Raw genomic sequence first — 21,571 nt, 5'->3', positions numbered from 1 at the left:
AAGTTTTCCCAGGCAGGCGAGGCGCGGTTCTCCAGGAGCTCGCATGAAGGTGGTTCTTCGGTTCGGTGCACTGGCGGTGGGCGTCGCGCTCGCGGCCGGTGGGGTGGGGGAGGCGGCGGAGGAGACGGCACCGCCGCGGAAGGTGGCGACGAAGAAGTCCTCTTCGAAGGCAGCGGCCAAGAAGGCCGAGGCCGCGAGCAAGAAGGACAAGGAGGAGGCGAAGAAGGCGGAGCTGCCGCCCGGCGTGGCGCCCCAGGACATGCGCAAGGGACCGGCGCGGGTGAAGCCCGCCACGGCCAAGTTCGCGGACATGCCGCGCATCGCGGACTCCAAGAAGGACGCGCTCGCGGACAAGAAGCGCGACGAGGCCATCGAGGGCTTCAAGCGCCTCATCCCCAAGCTGCAGGAGACCTCCACGCAGAAGGCGGAGATGCAGTACCGCCTGTCGGAGCTCTACTGGGAGAAGTCCAAGTACCTCTACCAGTTGGAGATGGAGAGGTTCCTCACGGCGGAGAAGGCCTACGACGCCGCCGTGGCGCGCGGTGAGAAGGCCACCGCGCCGGAGCAGGACCACCGTGACTCCGAGCGCTACCGCGCGGAGACGATGCGCATCTACGAGGCCATCCTCAGCGAGTACCCGGACTACCCGGCCCGCGACGAGGTCCTCTTCTCCCTGGGCTACAACCTCTACGATCTCAACCGCCGCGCGGACGCGGTGGCGCGCTACGAGGAGCTGATCCGCGACTTCCCGAAGTCGCAGTTCGTCCCGGACGCGTACATCCAGCTGGGCAACCACTACTTCGAGAACAACAAGCTCGCGCCCGCGAAGGAGAACTACGAGAAGGCGCGCGCCTCTGGCGTGCCCAAGATCTACGCCTACGCCACCTACAAGCTGTCCTGGTGTGACTTCAACGCGGGCGACCTGGACGCGGGCCTGAAGAAGCTCCACGAGGTGGTGGACTACGCCAGCCAGCGCGGCGAGGAGCTGGGCGACCTGCGCACGGAGGCCCTCAACGACCTCACCGTCTTCTACGTCCAGTTGGATCAGCCGAAGGAGGCGCTCGCCTACTTCAAGCAGAAGGCTCCGGCCAGGCGCCAGGGCCGGCTGCTCGCGAAGACGGCGGCAGGCCTGGTGGACGCGGGTCACTTCGACAGCGCCATCCTGGTGTATCGCACGCTCATCGACGACTCGCCCATGGGCGCGAACGCGCCGGAGTACCAGCAGGCGGTGGTGCGTGCGTTCGAAGGCCTGCGCCAGCGCCAGCAGGTCCGCAAGGAGATGAAGCGGATGGTGGACCTCTACCGCCCCGGTGGCGAGTGGTGGACCTCCAACGCCAGCAACGCGGGCGTGCTGCGCAACGCCTTCAGCGTCACCGAAGAGGCCATGCGCGTGATGGTCACCGAGTACCACCAGGAGGCGCAGAAGACGCGCCAGGTGGAGACCTACCGGCTCGCGCGCGACATCTACAAGCAGTACGTGGACGCGTTCGCCTCCAGCGACAACCCGGAGTTCGTGGCGGACTCCGCCTTCAACATCCGCTTCTTCTACGCGGAAATCCTCTGGGCCCTGGAGGAGTGGGAGGCCGCCGCCGGTGAGTACGACGCCGTGGTCGCGTTCAAGATTCCGGACCGCGACTCCGCGAAGGAGGTCTCCAACGAGGCCTACCGCAAGAGCGCCTCGTACAACGCGGTGCTCGCGTACGACAAGCTGGTCAAGATCGAGCGCGGCCAGCTCTCCAAGAGCGACCTGAAGGACGGCCAGAAGGTCGACGAGAAGAAGGACAAGGGCGACGTCGCCAAGCAGAAGCTGGTGAAGCGCGACGCCAAGGAGCAGGCCGAGCAGTCGCTCACGAAGTTCGAGGACCGGCTGGTCGCCGCGTGCGACACGTACAACAACCTCTACCCGGGCAACCAGGATGAGATCGACCTGCGCTACCAGGCCGCCGTCATCCTCTACGACCGCGCGCACTTCGTGGACGCGGCCCGCCGCTTCGGGGAGATCATCGAGAAGTTCCCGGAGGAGCGCCGCTCGCGCGACGCCGCGGACCTGACCATGTACGTGCTGGAGAGCCGCGAGGAGTGGCAGGAGCTCAACACCCTCTCGCGCAAGTTCCTGGGCAACAAGAAGCTGTCCAAGCCCGGTTCGGACTTCGCCCTGCGCGTGGCCCGCGTGGTGGAGGGCAGCCAGTACAAGTACGTGGACGAGGTCGTCTACAAGAAGGAGAAGAACCCGGCGAAGGCCGCCGAGGAGTTCCTCACCTTCGTGACGGAGTTCCCCAAGTCGGAGAACGCGGACCGCGCGCTCACCTACGCGATGGTCATCGCGCAGGAGGCGGGTGAGGTCGACAAGGGGATCACCGCCGGCGAGCGCGTCCTCAAGGAGTACCCGAACAGCAGCTTCGAGCTGCAGACCCGTTACATGCTGTCCGGCCTCTACGAGAAGGTCGCTGAGTTCAAGAAGGCCGCGGCGATGTCCGAGTCCTTCGTGGCCGAGTACGACGCGGCCATCAAGGCCCGCGAGACGCAGTCGAAGAAGGACAAGGAGAAGAAGGCCAAGGCCACCACCGTCGCGAAGAAGGACGACACGCCGGGTGCAGTGGAGGATGTGGAGTCCAAGCGCTCGCAGAAGGCCGCCGAGCTCAAGGCGCAGGTGGACGCGGCGGGCGAGTGGGTGGCGGACGCCCTCTTCAACGCGGGCGTCTGGTACGACGGCCTGGGCGAGTCCCAGAAGGCCGTCACCGCGTGGAACAGCTACCTGGCGCGCTTCAAGGACCGCAAGGACGTGCCGCAGGTGGCCTTCTCCATCGGCCTCGTGTGGGAGAAGGAGAAGAAGTGGGGCGACGCGGCCCGCGCCTTCAACCGGTTCGTGGAGGACTACGGCCGCGACTCGCGCACCGCCGCGGGGCAGGCGTACCTGGCGCGGTACCACGAGCTGCTCTCGTACCAGAAGCTGAAGGACGTGCGCGGCCAGGAGAAGGCGCAGGACGAGCTGGTGCGCGGCTGGAACAAGCTCGCGGAGGGCGTGCGCAAGGACACCGCGGTGCTCAACGCGTACGGCCACGCGCGCTTCCTGGCGCTGGAGCCCACGTGGAAGCGCTTCTCGGACATCAAGTTCACGCGCGTCTCCACCATCCGCCGCGACCTGACGAACAAGCAGAAGGAGATGCAGCGCGTGGAGAAGGAGTACGCGGCGGTGCTCGCCACGGGCTCCGGCGAGTGGGGCATCGCGGCGCTGACCCGCATCGGCCTCGCGTACGCGGACTTCGCTCGCAACATCATGGACTCGCCGGATCCGTCCGGTCTGGATGAAGAGCAGCTCAGCATGTATCGCGGCGAGCTGGAGAACCTGGCGCTTCCGCTGGAGGACAAGTCCAGCGACGCCCTGGAGAAGGGCCTCCAGAAGGCCTACGAGCTGGGCATCTACAGCGAGTGGACGCTGGCCGCGCAGGATCAGATCAACCGCCTGCGCCCGGGTGCCTACGCCCAGGTGAAGCCGGTGACGTACCGGGGCAGCAGTGATTCGCGCATCGCCTCGGGCGTGCTGAAGGACCTCAACGGCCCCATCAGCGCCTCCGTGGATCCAAAGCCCGCCGCGCCGCCGCCCGCGCCGGAAGCCGTGCCCGCCGAGGGTGCGAAGCCCTCTGTCTCGCCGGAGGGCTCGGGCGCCTCGAAGTCTGAACCCACCGCGTCGCTCGAGGGGGTGCGGCCGTGAAGACGAACCACAGCATCGACATCAGCAGCCAGTTGAAGGGGATGGGGACGACGGGGATGAACGGCTTTCGCACCAAGCGCATGTTCCTGGCGGGGGCCTTCGCCTTCGCCTTCACCACGGCCTGCGCCACGGGCCCCAGGCCCACGCCCGTCGCGATGAACGCGGTGGAGAAGCCCGCCGTCACGGTCCCCGCCGCCGCGCCCCCTCCCGCTCCGGCGGAGAAGGGCGACGCGGACGGCCAGTTCGCGCAGGCCCTGAAGGCCTACGAGGCCGGTGACCTGGACGCCGCTCGCAAGGGCTTCGAGGCCGTCGTCTCCCACGAGCCCAAGGCGCTCAACGCGCGCTTCAACCTGGGTGTCATCGCGGATAAGCAGGGCCGCCCCGCCGACGCCCGCGTGGCGTACGAGCAGGTGCTCGCCCTGAACCCGGCGCACACGCCGTCCGTGATGAACCTGGGGCTGATGCACCGGCACGCGGGCCAGCTGGACGAGGCCCTCGGGCTGTACACGAAGGCGCTCCAGACGCCGGGCCATGAACACGACGAGCCCGTGCTCAACGCGCTGGCCGCGACGTACCGGCTGGCGGGCAAGCTGGACGAGGCGGAGGCCACGGGCCGGCGCGTGCTCGCGCGCAGCAAGGACAACCCGGAGGCGTACAAGACGCTGGCGCTGGTGGCGTACGACCGCGGCCAGTACCGCCTGGCGGAGCTGCTGGTCATCAACGCGCGCAAGGTGGCGCAGGACGACCCGGCCATCTCCAACACGCTGGGGATGATCTACCTGAAGATGGACGACCGCCCGCGCGCCCTGGCCCAGTTCCAGAAGGCCGTGTCGCTGGATGACAACTTCGCGCCCGGCCACCTCAACCTGGGCGCCCTGGCGCTGAGCTACCGCGACTACGCGGGCGCGGAGAAGGCCTTCACCAAGGCCCTGTCCCTGGAGCCGGACGGCCTGGAGGGCCAGCTGTACCTGGCGTACGCGCTGGACGGGCAGAAGGGCCTGGATCCGAAGAAGGGCGTGGCCGCGGGCGAGGCGTTCGAGAAGGTGCTCGCGCGCTCCGCGGACAAGCCGGAGGCGGTGTGCGGCGCGGGCTGGGCGTACGCGACCGAGCGCGCGGCCTTCGAGAAGGCCATCGCGTTCCTGGACCGCTGCAAGGACCTGTCGTCCACGACGGATCAGGACAAGCAGCTCATCACCGCCAAGGTGAACGGCCTGCAGAACATGCTCAAGAACCCGCCGCCGGCTCCGGCCGCCACCGCGGAGGCCGAGGGCGAGGAGAAGAAGGACGCCGCCGCCACCGGGGGCGCGGGCTCGTCCGTGATGAACCAGCTGCCCCAGGACACCAGCGCGCCCGAGCAGGAGGCTCCGGCCGAACCCGCGGCCGACGATGCGTCTGGCAATGGACAGACGGCTCCGACGCCTGCTCCGACGCCCTGAAGAAACAACAGTCGTCCCGGCGGGAAGGACGAGAACTTTCTTCCCACCTTTAGCCGCCCAGGTGCAAGCGACCGGGCGGCTCCCTTAGAATCCAGGGACTTGGAGTTGGTGCGAGCCCTGCAATGGAATTCGCGAAGCGGGCCTGGCGGAGACATCACATGAAACGACTGCTGGCAGCGATGGTGATGGTGGGGGGGCTGGGGGTGGCGGCTCCCGCCCTGGCGCAGGACGGCAAGGACTCGGTGAAGATCATCCAGGAGGAGGATCGCACCGTGTACCGCAAGAAGACGGTGATTGATTTCACGGATGTGGCGGTGGAGGGCGAGCTCACGAAGCCGGAGGGCTCCTACGTCCTCAACCGCAAGAAGACGGATTTCCAAAGCCTCATCAAGGTCCGGGAGAACTTCGACCCGGAGCTTCAGAAGTCTGCGGACAATCTCTAGACAGCACAGGTGGCGTTGAACGTTTTCGGGACGGGAAGGGAAGAAGGAAGAACTTCATGGCGGCGGCGAGAAAAAACGGTTTGACGCTTCGGATCACCACCCCGGACGGCTCCATCCAGGAGACGGTTTCGGAGGCGGAGAGTGTCATCGTGGGGTCGGGCGCCCAGGCGGCGGTGAAGATTCAGGATCCGCGCGTGTCCAACCTCCACGTGATGCTGAAGGTGGACAACGATGGCTCCGTGACGGCCATCGATCTGGGCAGTGAAGGCGGCACCCAGGTGTCCGGGCAGAAGCTCATCATCCCCACGGCGCTCAAGCCCGGGGACGTGCTCACGGTGGGCACATCAAGGGTGGAGGTGCTCTTCGGTGAGGTGCCCCGGCCGGTAGCTCCGGCGGCGGCGGTGGCGCAGCCCGGCGTGTTCCAGCAGCGCCCGGTGATGCCCCCGGCGGCTCCGGTGGCGCCTCCGGTGGCCCACTCCGCTCCGGTGCCTCCCAACATGCGGCAGGCTCCGCCTCAGCGGCCCGCGATGAGCGCGGCGCCCACGAACGTGGTGGGCACGGTGAGCACGCCGCGCTCCGCTCCGGCGGGCGCGTTGGGCACGCAGGTGTCCCAGAACGTGACGTCCACCCCGGTGTTCGGCCCTCCGCCGCCTCCGGTGGCGGCACGCAAGCCGACGCCTCCCCAGGTGGCCGCGGCCCGCAAGCCGCAGCCTCCGCCGCACCTGCAGGAGCCTCTGCCCCGGGACGCGCAGCCCACGCCGGACGCGAAGGTGCTCCAGGTGTCCATGCTCTGGGGCGACCAGATGCTGGAGGTCCAGCACTTCAAGGACGGCGCGCCGGTCACCATCGGAGAGGGCGCGAAGAACACCTTCACCGTCTTCTCTCCGCAGGTGGGCAAGCGCCACGTGCTCGCGGTGAGCAAGGGCGACAAGGTCGAGCTGCGCGCTCCGGCGGGCTCCGGCGTCTTCGTCACCAACAACGGCGATGTCCGCACGAAGGACGCGCTGCGCGCCGCGGGCCAACTCAACAACGCCACGTCGGAGCAGGAGCAGCTCTTCACGCTGGGCCTGCATGACCGTGCGGAGGTGTCGCTGGGCACGGTGGCGTTCGTGATGCGCTACGTGAAGCCGTCGCCGGCCATCCTGGCGACGTCGCTGTCGGACCGCGACTTCGGCTTCTTCAAGATCGCCGCCATCTGCATCCTCGCGGCGGCGGCGTTCGTCACCGCCATGCTGCTGACGCCGCACACGGAGACGAAGTCGGCGGACGACGTCTTCGAGTCCCAGCAGCGCGTGGCCAAGTTCCTCATCACCCCGGAGAAGAAGGTGGAGGCGAAGAAGCTCCAGCTCTCCGGCGTGGAGGAGGGCGCCAAGGCCAAGGACGAAGAGGGCAAGTTCGGCAAGGAGGAGGCGAAGCAGGAGGAGGCCGCGCCCTCCAAGCCGGGCACCCAGGTGGTGGACAAGTCCAAGAAGGAGAAGGACCGCCAGGTGGTGGGCAAGGTCGGTCTGCTCGGCGCGCTCAAGGGCATGAAGGGTGGCGCTTCCGACGTGTTCGGTCCGGGCGGCATCGGCACCGGCATCAACAACTCGCTGGGCGGCCTCAAGGGCGGCGCGGCCATGGGTGACGCGCACGGCGTGGGCGGCATGGGTTCGCGCGGTACGGGCAACGGCGGCGGCGGCACGGCGCTGGGCATCGGCGGTCTGGGCACCCAGGGCAACGGCCGGGGCACGGGCGGATCCGGCGGCATCGACCTGGGTGGCCGTGGCAAGTCCGTCACCAAGGTCATCCCCGGCAAGACGACGGTGATTGGCGGCCTGGACAAGGACGTCATCGCCAAGGTCATCCGGCGGCACCAGAACGAGATCAAGTACTGCTACGAGTCGGAGCTGAACAAGAACCCGTCGCTGGCCGGCAAGGTCGCGGTGGCCTTCACCATCGACCCGGCGGGCGCGGTGGCGGACGCCAGCGTGTCCGAGTCCACGCTGGGCAGCTCTCCCGCGGAGCAGTGCATGATCTCCCGCATCCGCCGCTGGAAGTTCCCGGAGCCCAAGGGCGGCGGCGTGGTGAACGTGACGTACCCCTGGCTGTTCTCGCCCTCGGGTGCGGACGCCGCTGAGTAGTCCGGGGCGCACTTCGTAGACTGGAAGACCGAAATGGCGTGGACGAAACGGTCCACGCCATTTTCGTTTTTCCCCGCTGCCGTTTCGTGCCGGGCGTCACTACTGTCCGTGCCACTGCTGCCAGGCGTGCGAGGGAGCAGGAGGACAACGTGACGGGAGGAGTCGTGAGGAAGTCGCTGCTGTTGGCCGCGCTCGCGCTGGCGACGCCGGCCCTGGGGGCCACGCCGCCGGAGGGCGTGCCGTTCGAGCCGCGCCGGGGGTTCTTCACCGAGACCGACGTCGGGGTGTTCTTCACGGTGGGCGGCGAGAACAGCTACTCCAACGCGCAGTCGTACGTGCAGTTGGGCATTGGCTATGACTTGACGGAGCGGCTGTCGTTGGGCGCCCACTTCGCGCTGGGCTCCTCCGCGCAGAACTGCTTCGCGGGCTACCTGCCGGACTCCAACGTCTGCGCGCTGTCCGACAACTTCACCGTGGCCTTCGGAGACCTGACGGCCGCGTACCACGTGCGGCTGGCCAACCGCTTCTACCTGACGCCCAAGGTGGCGGCGGGCTACACGCGGTTGGACCCGACGCCGGTGGATCCGGACCAGGGCGACCCGGGCCGCTCCATCAACGCCTTCAACGCGGGCCTGGGCGTGGGCGTGGAGTACGCCACGTCCTTCGACCACTTCTCCGTGGGCGCGGACCTGCTCGGGCGCTACATCTTCGGGCCCAACATCATGACGTTCGCGGTGTTCCCGCGCGTGAAGTACACGTTCTAGGGGGTGTCCCTAATTATCTGAAGAAAGGTGCTGGAGGCCGAGCGGCCGCCAGCCCCGTGGGCAGGGTTGAGCTTGCAGGGAAAGGAAGAGCTGAGCACCCCTGGTGAGTGCACCGACATGAGCTGACGGACGAGCAGTGGAAGCAGCTTGAGCCACTCATCCCTGCCCGACGAGGGCCGCGCACCAAGAAAGGTGACCGGCAGTTCGTCAATGCAGTGCTCTGGCGGGTGAAGACGGGCGCACCCTGGCGTGACTTGCCAGAGCGTTACGGGCCCTGGAAGACGGTCTACAACCGCTTCGGGCGCTGGGCGACCCGAGGCGTATGGGAGGGGCTCTTCAAGTCGCTGCAGTTGCAAGTGGATGATGTCGGCTCGCTGCTGGACGCCACCATCATCCGGGCGCATCAGGACGCCGCGGGCGCAAAAGGGGGGGCCGATGCAATGCTCTGGGCCGTTCTCGAGGAGGCTTTTCTTCCAAGGTCCACGCCCTGTGCACCACCCAGGGCCAACCGCTCGAAGTGACGCTGACGCCTGGGCAGCGCGGCGACGTCACTGAAGCCGAGCACCTCATTCAGTATGCGCACGGCAAGGCGCTCATCGCCGACGCCGGCTATGACGCCGACCACCTCGTGCAGGCCGTCCGGGAGCGCGGAATGAGGCCCGTCATCGCGATGAATCCAACGCGCAAGCACCACCGGCGCCGCAACAGTCGCGCCCTCTACCGGCTGCGCATCCAGGTGGAGTGCATGTTCCACCGCCTCAAGCGCTTCCGCGCCGTGGCCACCCGCTACGAGAAGACCGCCACCAACTACCTGGCGGTCCTCCACCTGGCCTGCATGATGCTTTGGCTTAATTAGGGACACCCCCTAGCGCGCCACCTGCCGGGCGTATCCGGCGGGTGTGCAGCCCACGATGCGCCGGAAGTCGCGGATGAAGTGCGCCTGGTCGAAGTAGCCCAGCTCCTGCGCCAGCCGCGCCAGCTCCGGAGGCGGCGTCTCCCGCAACCGCTCCGCGGCTTCATGCAGGCGATAGCGCTGGATGACCCACTTGGGATTCACGCCCACGTAGCGGTTGAACAGCCGCTGCAGCGTGCGCAGGCCCGGGCCTCCAGGCGTGAGCAGGTCCTCCACCTTCGTCACCGCGCGGTCCTCCAGGATGCGCGTGACGAGCCCCTGCACGAGCGCCACGTTCGGATCCGGCGCGGGCATACGGGCCCGCAGGAAGGCCTCCGCCAGGGCGATGCGTTCGCGGTCCGCGCCTCGCGCGACGTCGGTGGCGAGGATGGCCGCCTCCAGCTCCAGCGCCTCCGGCCCCAGCAACGCACCGGGTGAAGCGGTTCGTCGCGTGAGGGCGGACACGGGCGTCCCCACGAAGGGGAAGAAGCCGCCGGGCCGGAACTTGATGCTGAACACGCCGCCCAGCCCCTCCAGCGTGATGGAGAAGCGGCCCGGGTGCGGGCCTCCCACGCGCGACGTGCCGTCCTGGAAGGCCCAATGCACCGACGGGTGGCTGAGGCTCTGCTGGAGGTAGGGCGGCTGCCCGCGCAGGTCCCACCGCACGGCCCAGAAGTGTTCGACCCACGGGCGCAGGTCCTCCGTGGGCAGGACGCGGACGTGCTCGAAGTGCCGGGGATCCGGGCGGGGATACAGCAGGCCCCGAGGCTTGCCCGCGTTCGACTCCACCCGCCTTGCCGCCTCCTCCAGGACGTCCGTGTCCTGCCGCGCTTCTACTACCGCTTCGACTGACGCCGGACACGCGACACGACTCCGGGGCGGATTCAGGTCCGTCTCTCGTGTGCTCACCCTGAAAGTCACCCTCGCGGTTCTTTCCAGGTAATCACATGACCCCCGTTCTCCGTTCCCATGCGCGTGTGTGGGTGCTGGTGTTGTCGTTGCTGTCCGTCCCCGCGCTCGCGCAGGGCATCCCGAACCTGCCGTCCGCGGAGGAGTGCTGGGGCCAGGTGCCGGACGCGGACCACGACGGCGTGAGCGACAGCTGCGAGCTCCAGGTGGCCGCGGCCTTCATGCCCACGCTGTGGATTGCCCAGGGGGAGAAGGGGGTGGCGCGTCGTCCGTACTTCGCGGCGCGGCCGTTGAACTCCGCCCTGCGCACGCTGCGCATCTTCTACCTGGCCGCGTACTCCGAGGACCACGGCATCCCCAGTCTGGGCATCTTCAACGTCTTCGCCCACGACGGGGACTCCGAGTTCCAGGTGCTGGACGTGCACTACACCGACGGCCGCTGGTACCTGGACCAGGCTTTCCTGTCCGCGCACCTGGAGACGGCGTGCGACGCGTCGGGCTGGTACGGCTACGCGCAGCTCGAGTACGCGGGGGCGTACCGGGGCGCGCCGCGCATCTACGTGGCCGGGAACAAGCACGGCTCCTACAATTCGAAGGCCAGCTGTGACCGGGGCTGCTACTTCACCGACAGCTGCTCCCAGGGCCGGCAGGAGGCGTTGGACCCCGGCAACCGGCTCGCGGGCCGCAACGTGGGTTCCATCCGCCTCCCGTTGATCAACGCCGTCACCGTCAATGGCCAGACGGAGCGGCTCCTGGACGACGTGGAGTTCAAGGGCTGGGACGACCAGGGGAGCCGGAGCAACTCCACGCCGTATCGTGCCCGCTTGGTCCGCTTCGGCTTCTGAAGCCGGAACGAAGAAGGGGCCGCCACCCGCGTGTGCGCAGGTGACGGCCCCTGGAAGCTTCAGGCGCTTCCGCGGAAGGACTACTCCGCGTCGGCGCGCTCTTCGCGCTTGCGCTCGCGCTCGGCGCGGTAGCGGTCGCCCACGGCCAGCGCCTTCTTGCGCATGCGCACGGACTTGGGCGTCACCTCGACGAGCTCGTCGTCGGCGATCCACTCCAGGGCCTTCTCCAGCCCCATCTCGCGCGGCGGGACGAGGATGACGTTCTCGTCGCGGCCGGCGGCGCGGATGTTGGTGAGCTTCTTCTCGCGGCAGCAGTTGACGTTGAGCTCGGACGGGTGCGCGTTCTCGCCGATGATCATCCCCTCGTACACGGTGGTGCCCGCGCCGATGAAGAGCTGGCCGCGCTCCTGGATGCTGAACAGCGCGTAGGGCACCGTGTCGCCCAGGCGGTCGGAGACCATGGCGCCGTTGGCGCGCTTCGGGATGTAGCCGAACCACGGCTCGAAGCCGTCGAACTGGCTGCTCATGATGCCCTCACCGCGCGTGATGGTGAGGAACTCCGAGCGGAACCCGATGAGGCCGCGCGCGGGGATGCGGAACTGGAGGCGGGTGCGGCCCGAGCCCAGCTGCGCCATGTCCGTCATGCGGCCCTTGCGGGGCCCCAGGCGCTCCGTCACCACGCCCACGCTGTTCTCCGGCACGTCGGCGAAGAGCAGCTCCATGGGCTCGTGGAGCTGGCCGTTCACCGTCTTGGTGATGGGCTCCGGGTTGGAGGCCGTGAGCTCGTAGCCCTCGCGGCGCATGTTCTCGATGATGACCGCCAGCGCCAGTTCGCCACGGCCCACCACGCGGAACGCGTCCGGCGTCGCGGTGTCCTCCACGCGCACGGCCACGTTGCGGTAGGCCTCGCGGTACAGGCGCTCGCGCAGGTTGCGGGAGGTGACGTACTTGCCTTCCTTGCCCGCCAGCGGCCCGTCGTTGACCTTGAAGATCATCATCATCGTGGGCTCGTCCACGGTGATGCGCGGCAGCGCCACGGGCTTCTCGAAGTCCGCGATGGTGTCGCCGATGCTGATTTCCTCGATGCCCGCGATGGAGACGATCTCACCCGGGCCCGCGTCCGGAATCTCCGTGCGCTTCAGGCCGGAGAAGCCGAACAGCTTGACGACCTTGCCCTGCTGCACCTTGCCGCCCTCGCGGACGATGGACACGGGCATGTTCGGGGTGATGCGGCCCGCCTGCACGCGGCCCACCGCCAGGCGGCCGACGTAGTCGTCGTAGTCCAGGTTGGCGACGAGCAGCTGCAGCGTCGTCTGCTCCACCGGGGGCGGGGGCGGGGGCGGGATGTGCTTGATGATGGCGTCGTACAACGGCTCCAGCGTCTTGCCCGGCACGTCCAGCGACGTGGAGGCCTGCCCCTGGCGGGCGACGGTGTAGAGGACGGGCATCTCCAGCTGCTCTTCGTTCGCGCCCAGGTCGATGTAGAGCGAGTACACCAGGTCCAGCACTTCCTTGGCCCGGGCGTCCTGACGGTCGATCTTGTTGATGACCAGCACGGTCTTCAGGCCCATGGCCAGCGCCTTGGTGAGCACGAAGCGCGTCTGGGGCAGGGGACCTTCGGCGGCGTCCACCAGCAGGATGACGCCATCGACCAGGCGCAGACCGCGCTCCACCTCGCCACCGAAGTCGGCGTGGCCCGGCGTGTCGATGATGTTGATCTGCATCCCCTTGTAGGAGACGGCAGTGTTCTTCGCGAGGATGGTGATGCCCTTCTCGCGCTCGAGGTCGTTCGAGTCCATGACCCGCTCGGCCACGTGCTCATTGGAGCGGAAGGTCCCCGCCTGCCGGAGCAGGTGGTCGACGAGGGTGGTCTTGCCGTGGTCGACGTGGGCGACAATGGCGACGTTGCGGATGTTTTCGCGAGAGATCATCAGGACCAACTAACGGAAATGAAGGTGCGAGGAGAGACGCCCAGAACGGGGTTTCTCAATCCCACCGGAACCCGGAAGGCGGGGGCTTATATGCCGGGGGCTTCCCACCTGCAATGAAGGCGGGTGTCCAGCAGGCAAACAATCAGCCCCCCTGCCTGCTGGGCGCTTATCCCACCTCCGGGGCGACTTCCGCGGTTTCCACGCCCAGCCGCTCCCTCAGGAAGCGTTCCACCCGCAGCTCCACCAGGCCTGGAACTTCCAGTGGGGCGGTATGGGTGCCCTCGGAAATCATCAGGAGCTCGGAGGAGGGGATGCGCTCGGCCATCTTCCGGGACAGCCAGCCGGGGGTGAAGCGGTCCTTCTCCCCGGCGACCACCAGGGTGGGCACGTCCACGTGGTCCAGGTGGTCCTCGGCGGTGTGGTTCGCCAGGGAATCCAGGGTTCGCACGAAGACGACGGGGTCCATGCGTGCCAGATGCGTGAAGTAGGGGGCCAGGTCGTTGCGGGCGATGAGGTCCGGGTTCATCTCCAGGCGGATGGCCAGCTGCACCACCAATTCCGTGGTGAGCGCCCCGTGCACGATGCGCGCGGTGTGCCGGGGGAAGCGCTCCACCGCGGCCCTCAAGGTGGGGAAGAGGCGCTTGAGCATCGTGGAGTCATGGAAGGTGTCCAGCGGCAGGCCGTAGCTGCCGCACACCAGCACCAGCCCCTCCACGCGCCGGGCGTAGCGGCGATGGAACTCCAGCGCCACCTGCACGCCCATGGAGTGGCCGAAGAGGACGGCCTTGTCCATGCCCGCCGCGTCCATCACCCGCGCCAGGTCGTCGCAGGTGTACGCCATGCCAATGCGCGTGCGGTCCGTGGGGACGGTGCTCTTGCCGTGGCCCCGGTAGTGCCAGCGCAGCACGCGGTGGCGCCGGCCCAGGTAGGGCAGGAGGTACTTCCACGCGAAGCCGTCACAGCCCAGGCCGTCGCACAGGACCATGCCCGGGGAGCCGTCCCCCCGCACCTGGTAGTAGAGGTCCGCGCCGTCCGGCACCCGCAGTGAGTCCTGCCGGAAGGAGACCGCCTGTCCGTGGGGTGCGCTCACGCCTCCACCTCTTCCGTGTCCAGCCCCTCGGGGATGCCCTTGTCCAGCCCGTAGCGGGAGATCTTCAGGAGGAGGTTGGAGCGGCTGATGCCCAGCTCGCGCGACAGCCGGCTCTTGTTGTAGCGGGTGCGCACCAGGCCCTGGTGGATCATCTCCTTCTCCAGGGACTCCACCGCCTCGTGCAGCTTGCCGTGCGCGCGCGGGGCGATGAAGGGTCCGCCGCCGGGGACGACGGCGTCGCGGATGCGGCTGGAGAGCAGGTCCGCGGGGATGACCTCCAGCTCGCCTCCCAGCACCAGCAGCCGCTCGATTTCATTCTCCAGCTCGCGGATGTTCCCTGGCCACGCGTACGCGCCCAGGATGCCCAGGGCCTCCGGCGCCAGGCCCCGCGCGCGCTGGCCTTCGCGGTGGTGCTTGCGCAGGAAGTGGTCGATGAGGACGGGCAGGTCGTCCTTGCGCTCGCGCAGGGGCGGCAGCTGCAGGCGGATGACGTTGATGCGGTAGAAGAGGTCCTCGCGGAACTCGCCGCGCTTCACCATCTCGCCCAGGTCCTTGTGGGTGGCGGCGATGACGCGCACGTCGACCTCGCGGGAATGGGTGCCGCCCACGGGCAGGAAGGTGCCCTCCTGGAGGACTCGCAGGAGCTTCACCTGGAGGGCGGGGGACATGTCGCCCACCTCGTCCAGGAAGAAGGTGCCCTGGTCCGCGACCTCGAAGAGGCCCTTCTTGTCCTTGAGCGCGCCGGTGAAGGAGCCCCGGGTGTGACCGAAGAGGGCGCTCTCCAGCAGGTTGTCGTTGAAGGCGGAGCAGTTCTGCACGACGAACGGCTTGTCCTTGCGCGGGCCGTTGTGGTGGATGGCGCGCGCCACCAGCTCCTTGCCCGTGCCGGACTCGCCGTTGATGAGGACGGTGGAGTCGGAGTGGGCCACCTTCTCCATCAGGCGGAACACCTCGTTCATGGCCCCGGAGCGGCCGATGATCTTCTCGAAGCGGTAGCGGTTGGATAGCTCGGAGGCCATGGACTGGATGGTCTCCTCCTTGCGCGTGAGCTCCACCTCCTGGTTGGCGATCTCCGTGACCGCGAACTCCAAGAGGTCCGACAGCTTGCTCAGCTCCGAGCCGTCCAGCACCGGCACGCGCTCCGCCGCGCCCTCCAGCTCCAGCATGGCCCCGGGCGCGATGTCGCGCATCTTGCCCAGGAGCACCTGTCCGTCTCCGGGCATGAGCGGCTGCCGGGCGAAGCCCTCCACGAAGAGGAAGCCCTCGTACTCGTTGCGGATGTAGAGCGGCGCGCCCACGATGGACAGGCGCAGGTGGCAGTCGTGGAAGAGCGAGCGGCGCAGGTTCTTGGCGGCCTTGAACTTCTCATGCAGCACCCGCACCGACTGGGCACACCGCCGCATCCCCTCCCGCGCCCCCAGCGAGTGGCGGCAGAAGTCGTTGGGCGGCGGGATGAAATCCCCGCGCTGCCAGTCGTGCACCAGGCCGTTGCGATCCGCGAACGAAAGCTCCACCTGCCACCACTTGCGGATGACATCCCTCAACATGACAATGGTGTGCAGATTCTGATGCTTCTCGAAGTCCATCCCCGCGTCCCTCGGCCTGTTGCGGATCAGGACAACGGATCTACGGGGTTGTCCGAAATCAATCCAGCGGCACCTGTCCGAATGACGGCGCCCATGGCGTACCCTGGTTCCCTGTGAGCGCACCCCCACATACACATGGCAGGGCCGGGCACGGTCATTCGCACGACCACGACGATGACCACTCGCACCATGGGCATTCGCACGGCCATTCGCACGGTCCCCGCAAGGGCGGGCTGGCGGAGGAGCGGCGCAAGGACCGGCGGCGGCTGCTGTTCGCGCTGGGGCTGACGGCGACCATCATGGTGGCGGAGGCGGTGGGTGGCTTCCTCACCAATTCGCTGGCGCTGCTCTCCGACGCCGGGCACATGCTGACGGACGTGTCGGCCATGGTCTTGAGCCTGCTGGCGCTCTGGTTCGCCGGGCGGCCCGCGGACCTGAAGAAGACCTACGGCTACTACCGGATGGAGATCTTGAGCGCGCTCCTCAATGGGGTGCTGCTGCTGGTCATCACCATCTTCATCCTGATGGAGGCCTGGCAGCGCGTGCGCACGCCCGCTCCGGTGGAGTTGGGGCCCATGGCGCTGGTGGCGGGCATCGGCCTGGTGGCGAACCTGGCGGCGCTGGGCTTCCTGCACCAGACGCACTCCATGAACGTGCGCGGCGCGTTCCTGCACGTGCTGGGGGACACGCTGTCGTCGGTGGGCGTGCTGATTGGCGCGGGCGTGATGTGGTGGACCGGCTGGTACGTGGTGGACCCCATCATCTCCGTGCTGATTTCGATGATCATCGTCGTGGGCGCGCTGCGGCTGGTGAAGGACGCGGTGGACGTGCTCCTGGAGGCGGTGCCCGCGCACGTGGACCTGGAGCAGGTGCGCGACCTCATGGGAAAGGTGCCGGGCGTGCAGGCGGTGCACGACCTGCACGTGTGGACCATCTCCAGCGGGATGTACGCGCTGTCCGCGCACCTGGTGGTGGCGGACCCCATGGTCTGCAACAACGACGACATCCTGTCCGCGGTGAAGCACGACCTCTTCGACCGGTTCGGCATCGACCACACGACCATCCAGATTGAGAGCCAGTCCTACGCCCACCTGGGCGAGGTGCACTGACTCACGCTTGCGAAAGGCGCGCGGGGAGGGAATCCTCGCGGGCCTCTATGAGCGTGTTGGACAAGGTGTTGTCGCTGCGGCCGGGCAACGTGGTGGCGCGGGTGGGCCCGGGCTCCCGGGTGCCTCTGTTGGATCCACGGGAGCTGCTCGGGGCGCTGGAGTCCACGCCCATGGCGCTGCCGTGCCTGCCGGTGCTGTCCAAGGGCGCGCTGCCGGGCCTGTTGGGCGCGGCCCGCGCGGAGGACTCGGTGCTGGGCCTCTGCTGCCCGCACCCCCTGGCGGACCGGGGCGCGCCGGAGCGCTTCGTGAGGGCGGTGCACGCGGCGGCGCAGGAGGCCGAGCACACCCGGCCCCTGTTCCTCCAGGCCGGCCCCCTCCGGGTGAGCTCCACGGACGCGGACGTGCTGGACGCGCTCCAGGACGGCATCTTCCGGGTGGTGGACGCGGGCTTCGCGCTGGTGTCGTTGGACCTGTCGCGCCTCACCTCCTACGAGGCCGTGGAGGCGGTGAACGCGCTGGTGGGCCCGCTCAAGGAGCGCGAGCTGTCGCTGGAGGTGTCCCCGCCCCAGCTGTCCTCCGGCGGGCTGGTGGACGCGTGCGCGACGCTGCTGGAGGGGCTGGCGCAGTGGCAGGTCCCGCTGCGCTTCCTGCGCGTGTCGGACGCCCAGCTGGGAGAGGGCGAGCTGGACGTGGAGCTCTTGCGGCAGGTGGTGGAGACGGCCGCGGGGAAGGGCGTGTCGGTGTCGGTGGCGGAGGCCTCCACGGGGCCGGCGCGGGGGCTGTCCAGCTACGTGGCCGTGGGTGTGCGCAAGGTGGACCGGGGAGGGCCCTTCGGTCCGCTGGTCCTGCGCGCCTGGCCTCCAGAGGTTCGCGAGGCGGTGGTGGCGCGGGCCCAGGCGGCGGGCATGCCGGCCGGGGAGCTGCTCTCCGTGCTGGAGGAGGGGCTGCCGCCCCTGACGCCCTCGGCCCGGGAGACGCTGGAGGCGCTGTCCTTCGCGGAGGCCACGGAGGCGCTGGTGGCGCTGGGGGCGCACCGGTCCGCGTCGGTGGCCATGGCGTTCCTCGCGAAGCCGGGCGGGGACCTGGGCTAGAAGGGCGCGCATGCGCATCGTGGCAGGCAGCGCGAAGGGTCGGGCCCTGACGGGGCCCAAGCCGTCGTCCGGACACATCCGCCCCACGGCGGACCGGGTCCGGGAAACCATCTTCAACATGCTGGGCCAGTTCCTGGACGGCCAGGCCGTGCTGGACCTGTACGCGGGGACCGGCGCCCTGGGGCTGGAGGCCCTGTCGCGGGGCGCGGGCCGGCTGGTGCTGGTGGACCAGGACCGCGAGGCCCTGGCCCTGTGCCGGAAGAACACCGACGCGCTGGGCTTCGCCGCCCAGGTGTCCATCCTGGCGCAGCCCGTGGTCCGCGCGCTGGAGACGCTGGGCAAGCAGGGGGCGAAGTTCGACCTCGTCTTCGCGGATCCACCCTACGCGGCGCGCGTGGTGGAGACGGTGCTGGAGGCGGTGGTGGCCGCGGGCGTGGTGACGCCGGGCGGCACGGTGATGGTGGAGCACGACAAGCGGGAAGCGGCCCCGGAGGCGCACTCGGGGCTCGCCCTGGAGGACCAGCGCCGCTTCGGGGACACCCTGGTGAGCTTCTACCGGGCCCCGTGACGTGCGCTTGACCGGCCCCGTGGGCCCGCCGAGACTTCAACGCACCCATGCCGGTCGCCATCTATCCTGGTTCGTTCGATCCGCTCACCAACGGGCACCTGAGCCTCATCCAGCGCAGCCTGAAGATGTTCGACCGGCTCATCGTCGCCATCGCGGTGAACCCGAAGAAGACGCCCCTCTTCAGCCAGGAGGAGCGCATCGAGCTCATCCGTGAAGCGGTGAACGACCCCCGCGTGGAGGTGGACGCCTTCCACGGCCTGCTGGTGGACTACGTGCACCAGCGCAACGTGAGCGTCGTCATCCGCGGGCTGCGCGCGGTGTCGGACTTCGAATACGAGTTCCAACTGGCGAACATGAACCGCAAGCTGGCGCCGGACATCGACACCGTCTTCATGATGACGGGTGAGGACTACTTCTACATCTCCTCGCAGCTGGTCCGGGAGGTCGCGACCTTCGGGGGGAACGTGGATGGGCTCGTCCCCCCGAACGTCAACGCGGGGCTGAAGAAGAAGTTCGGCCCGAAACCGTAGCGGCAGGCGGGCGACGCAGGACGTCCGGGAGGCTTGTCCGCTTCGGACGTTCCGCGCTAGGCAGGACGCATGAAACTCGCCCGCCGGCTGCAAGCCATCAAGCCCTCCGCCACCCTGGCCCTCAACGCCCGCGCCAAGGCGCTCGCGGCGAGCGGGAAGGACGTGGTGGTGCTCGCCGCCGGTGAGCCGGACTTCGACACGCCGGAGTTCGTGAAGCAGGCGGCCATCGACGCGCTCCGCACGGGCTTCACCAAGTACACCGCCACCGCGGGCATGCCGGAGCTGCGCGAGGCCGTCTGCCGCAAGCTGGAGAAGGACAACGGCCTGAAGTACGCGGTGGATCAGGTGGTGGTGACGGCGGGCGGCAAGCAGTCGCTCTACAACTGCTTCCAGGCGCTGCTGGACGAAGGCGACGAGGTCATCATCTTCGCGCCGTACTGGGTGAGCTACCCGGACATGGTGCACCTGGCGGGCGGCACGCCGGTCATCGTCCCCACGCGTGAGGAGGACGGCTACGCGCCGGACCCCGCCGCCATCAAGAAGGCGCTCACCCCGCGCACGCGCGCCATCGTGCTCAACAGCCCGGCCAACCCCACGGGCGCGGTGTACTCGCGCGCCACGCTGGAGGGCATCGCGGACGCGGTGCGCGGGCACGACTGCATCATCGTCACCGACGACATGTACGAGAAGCTCCTCTACACGGGGGAGCCGTTCCTCAACCTGGGCAACGTGGCGCCGGACCTGGTGCCCCGGCTGCTGCTGTCCAACGGCCTGTCCAAGTCCCACGCGATGACGGGTTGGCGGCTGGGCTACGCGGCGGGCCCCAAGGCGCTCATCACCGGCATGCAGCTGGTGCAGGACCAGTCCACCTCCAACGCGTCCTCCATCACGCAGAAGGCGGCGCTGGCGGCGCTCAACGGCCCCACGGACACCATCACCGCCATGGTGAACGAGTACCGCGAGCGCCGGGACTTGTTCGTCGCGGGACTCAACGCCATCCCCGGCATCCGCTGCCGGCTGCCGGAAGGCGCCTTCTACGCGATGGCGGATGTGCGGGGCCTGCTGGGCAAGACGTACAAGGGCAAGCCGCTGACGGACTCGCTCCAGCTCTCCGAGGCGCTGCTCAACGACTTCCTCGTGGCGGCGGTGCCGGGAGATCCGTTCGGCGCGCCGGGCTACATCCGCATGAGCTTCGTCACCTCGCGCGAGGTGCTGCAGAAGGGCCTGACGCGCCTGCGGGATTTTGTCGCGGCGCTGGGTTGAGGTGAAGAGGCGGTCTGGGACAGTAAATTCCCAGGCCGCTTCGTCGTCTGGAAAGCCACCGGACGCACCGACGAGCCCCCACGCGGGCCAGGTGCGGAAGGCATCGCGCCGGCCGGAGCGCGCTTTCCCTGAAAAACCCACCCATGATGACCCTGAAGACTCGAAGCAGCGTGCTCTGCGCGCTGTTGATGGCCGTTGTGTTGTCCGCGTGCGATCCCGACGCCGGGTCCTCCAAGGATCCGGCTGACCAGGAGCCCCGGCCCGGGCGGGTGACGGGCGTCGTGTTGACGGAGCAGGGCGAACCGCTCAAGGACTTCGAAGTCACCCTCATGGAGACCGACAAAACGGTCATCTCCGACGCGCAGGGCAAGTTCTCCTTCGAGTCGCTCCCGCCGGGCAACTACACCCTGAGGGCCGCGGGTCCGGGCTACGACCTCGAGCAGCTGGAGGTCGAGGTGGAGGCGGGCATGACCTTCGCCATGTCCTTCAACCTGAAGGCCACCATCATCCGCGTGTCCGGCAAGGTCCAGCAGGCGGACGGGACGGTGCTCGTCGGCGTCTACATCTCCGTCCTGGACTACAAGACGGACGAGGTCCTGGCGCGCGCGACCACGAATACGTCCGGGGAGTTCTCCGTGGACCTGGCGTCCGGCCTCTACATGATTGAAGCCGAGCGCGATGGCTTCAAGACCGCGTCCGAAATCCTGATCGTGGTCCAGGACCCGGATCCCGTGACCATCACCCTGCAGCCGGCGCCTTGACGAAAGCAGCGGGGCGCCCGGGAGTAACGCCGGGCGCTCCTTGGCGTCTTCAGTCCGTGTACGCGAAGGCGTGCCAGCTCAGGTCCGGGCTGCCGCGGAAGAGGAAGATGGCCGCGTGGCCGGAGAGGTTGCCCACCGCGGCCCAGGTGTCCTTGAGCGCGCGCGGATCCAGGCCCAGGCGCGCGGGCGGCTTGCCGTACTTCTTCTCCATCTCCGCGATGGGCAGCACTTCGATGTCGTAGAGGGTGACGAGGTCCGTGCGCCGCGAGCGCAGCTGCTTCACCCACGCCTGCACCAGCTCGTCGGGCGTGTTGAAGCGCTTGTCCTCCAACTGGAACGGGAAGCTCAGCTCCGTGGACGCGTTGCGCACATCCCCCGTCAGCAGGCTCTGGAAGAGGAAGCGCGCCTCGTTGTGGATCACCGAACGGGCGATGCCCTCGGGGGACAGGTCCTCTTCGGTGGGACGCGCGGCTTCACGACCCGGGGCCAGCTGGACGGTGCCCGCGGAGGAGGGGGTGGGC

The 21,571-nt window shown here is 68.5% G+C and carries 16 protein-coding genes and 2 pseudogenes; 13 read left to right on the top strand and 5 right to left on the bottom strand.

Going from position 1 to position 21,571, the window contains the following annotated elements; genetic code table 11:
* Nucleotides 1-43: 43 nt before the first annotated feature.
* The 6 genes and pseudogenes from D7X99_RS21060 to D7X99_RS44685 all read left to right on the top strand — a co-directional run.
* Nucleotides 44-3,712, top strand: a complete 3,669-nt coding sequence (locus tag D7X99_RS21060; RefSeq protein ID WP_121779341.1) for a tetratricopeptide repeat protein — start codon at nt 44-46, stop codon at nt 3,710-3,712.
* A complete protein-coding gene (locus D7X99_RS21055; RefSeq protein WP_121779340.1) occupies nt 3,709-5,148 on the top strand; it encodes a tetratricopeptide repeat protein in 1,440 nt (479 codons plus the stop codon). The genes D7X99_RS21060 and D7X99_RS21055 overlap by 4 nt, the downstream gene beginning before the upstream one ends.
* Nucleotides 5,149-5,306: 158 nt before the next feature.
* Nucleotides 5,307-5,591, top strand: coding sequence for a hypothetical protein (locus D7X99_RS21050; RefSeq protein WP_120547342.1), 285 nt, complete (start codon nt 5,307-5,309; stop codon nt 5,589-5,591).
* 56 nt (nt 5,592-5,647) lie between these two features.
* Entirely contained in the window at nt 5,648-7,711 is a 2,064-nt protein-coding gene (locus D7X99_RS21045) for a TonB family protein (RefSeq protein ID WP_121779339.1), read from the top strand.
* A 164-nt stretch (nt 7,712-7,875) separates the two neighbouring features.
* Nucleotides 7,876-8,475 (top strand): adventurous gliding motility protein CglE, encoded by a 600-nt coding sequence (gene cglE, locus D7X99_RS21040; protein ID WP_120580183.1) that lies wholly within the window; start codon nt 7,876-7,878, stop codon nt 8,473-8,475.
* 134 nt (nt 8,476-8,609) lie between these two features.
* Nucleotides 8,610-9,331: pseudogene (locus D7X99_RS44685) on the top strand (IS5 family transposase); the annotation flags it as partial.
* Between the two features lie 9 nt (nt 9,332-9,340).
* On the opposite strand, the gene D7X99_RS21025 reads toward D7X99_RS44685, so the two are convergent.
* Entirely contained in the window at nt 9,341-10,276 is a 936-nt protein-coding gene (locus tag D7X99_RS21025) for a DUF6597 domain-containing transcriptional factor (protein WP_147476207.1), read from the bottom strand.
* Nucleotides 10,277-10,314: 38 nt separating this feature from the next.
* On the opposite strand from D7X99_RS21025, the gene D7X99_RS21020 reads away from it, so the two are divergent.
* Nucleotides 10,315-11,121, top strand: a complete 807-nt coding sequence (locus D7X99_RS21020; RefSeq protein WP_121779337.1) for a hypothetical protein — start codon at nt 10,315-10,317, stop codon at nt 11,119-11,121.
* Between the two features lie 80 nt (nt 11,122-11,201).
* On the opposite strand, the gene typA is transcribed toward D7X99_RS21020, so the two are convergent.
* From typA to D7X99_RS21005, 3 genes are all read right to left on the bottom strand, one after another.
* Nucleotides 11,202-13,052, bottom strand: a complete 1,851-nt coding sequence (typA, locus tag D7X99_RS21015; RefSeq protein WP_121779336.1) for a translational GTPase TypA — start codon at nt 13,050-13,052, stop codon at nt 11,202-11,204.
* 166 nt (nt 13,053-13,218) lie between these two features.
* Complete coding sequence (locus D7X99_RS21010) at nt 13,219-14,142, bottom strand: alpha/beta fold hydrolase (protein WP_121779335.1); 924 nt, start codon at nt 14,140-14,142, stop codon at nt 13,219-13,221.
* Nucleotides 14,139-15,728, bottom strand: coding sequence for a sigma 54-interacting transcriptional regulator (locus D7X99_RS21005; protein ID WP_120580176.1), 1,590 nt, complete (start codon nt 15,726-15,728; stop codon nt 14,139-14,141). The genes D7X99_RS21010 and D7X99_RS21005 overlap by 4 nt, the downstream gene beginning before the upstream one ends.
* 113 nt (nt 15,729-15,841) lie before the next feature.
* Between D7X99_RS21005 and D7X99_RS21000 the strand changes: the two genes are divergently transcribed.
* From D7X99_RS21000 to D7X99_RS20975, 6 genes are all read left to right on the top strand, one after another.
* Complete coding sequence (locus D7X99_RS21000; RefSeq protein WP_121779334.1) at nt 15,842-16,837, top strand: cation diffusion facilitator family transporter; 996 nt, start codon at nt 15,842-15,844, stop codon at nt 16,835-16,837.
* 47 nt (nt 16,838-16,884) lie between these two features.
* A complete protein-coding gene (locus D7X99_RS20995) occupies nt 16,885-17,928 on the top strand; it encodes a hypothetical protein (RefSeq protein WP_121779333.1) in 1,044 nt (347 codons plus the stop codon).
* 10 nt (nt 17,929-17,938) lie between these two features.
* Nucleotides 17,939-18,496: a 16S rRNA (guanine(966)-N(2))-methyltransferase RsmD gene (rsmD, locus tag D7X99_RS20990; protein WP_121779332.1), complete on the top strand. Its 558-nt coding sequence runs from the start codon at nt 17,939-17,941 to the stop codon at nt 18,494-18,496.
* A 47-nt stretch (nt 18,497-18,543) separates the two neighbouring features.
* Complete coding sequence (coaD, locus tag D7X99_RS20985) at nt 18,544-19,026, top strand: pantetheine-phosphate adenylyltransferase (RefSeq protein WP_014396068.1); 483 nt, start codon at nt 18,544-18,546, stop codon at nt 19,024-19,026.
* Nucleotides 19,027-19,095: 69 nt separating this feature from the next.
* Nucleotides 19,096-20,289: a pyridoxal phosphate-dependent aminotransferase gene (locus D7X99_RS20980; RefSeq protein WP_120580181.1), complete on the top strand. Its 1,194-nt coding sequence runs from the start codon at nt 19,096-19,098 to the stop codon at nt 20,287-20,289.
* 143 nt (nt 20,290-20,432) lie between these two features.
* Complete coding sequence (locus D7X99_RS20975) at nt 20,433-21,050, top strand: carboxypeptidase-like regulatory domain-containing protein (RefSeq protein WP_121779331.1); 618 nt, start codon at nt 20,433-20,435, stop codon at nt 21,048-21,050.
* Between the two features lie 49 nt (nt 21,051-21,099).
* Here D7X99_RS20975 and D7X99_RS20970 read toward each other — a convergent pair.
* A pseudogene (locus D7X99_RS20970) lies at nt 21,100-21,571 on the bottom strand (hypothetical protein); the annotation flags it as partial.

The organism is Corallococcus sp. AB032C, from assembly GCF_003668935.1.
Classification (GTDB): Bacteria; Myxococcota; Myxococcia; order Myxococcales; family Myxococcaceae; genus Corallococcus; species Corallococcus exiguus.
The sequence above is the reverse complement of the archived record's forward strand: the minus strand, read 5'-3'. Positions and strand labels throughout refer to the sequence as shown.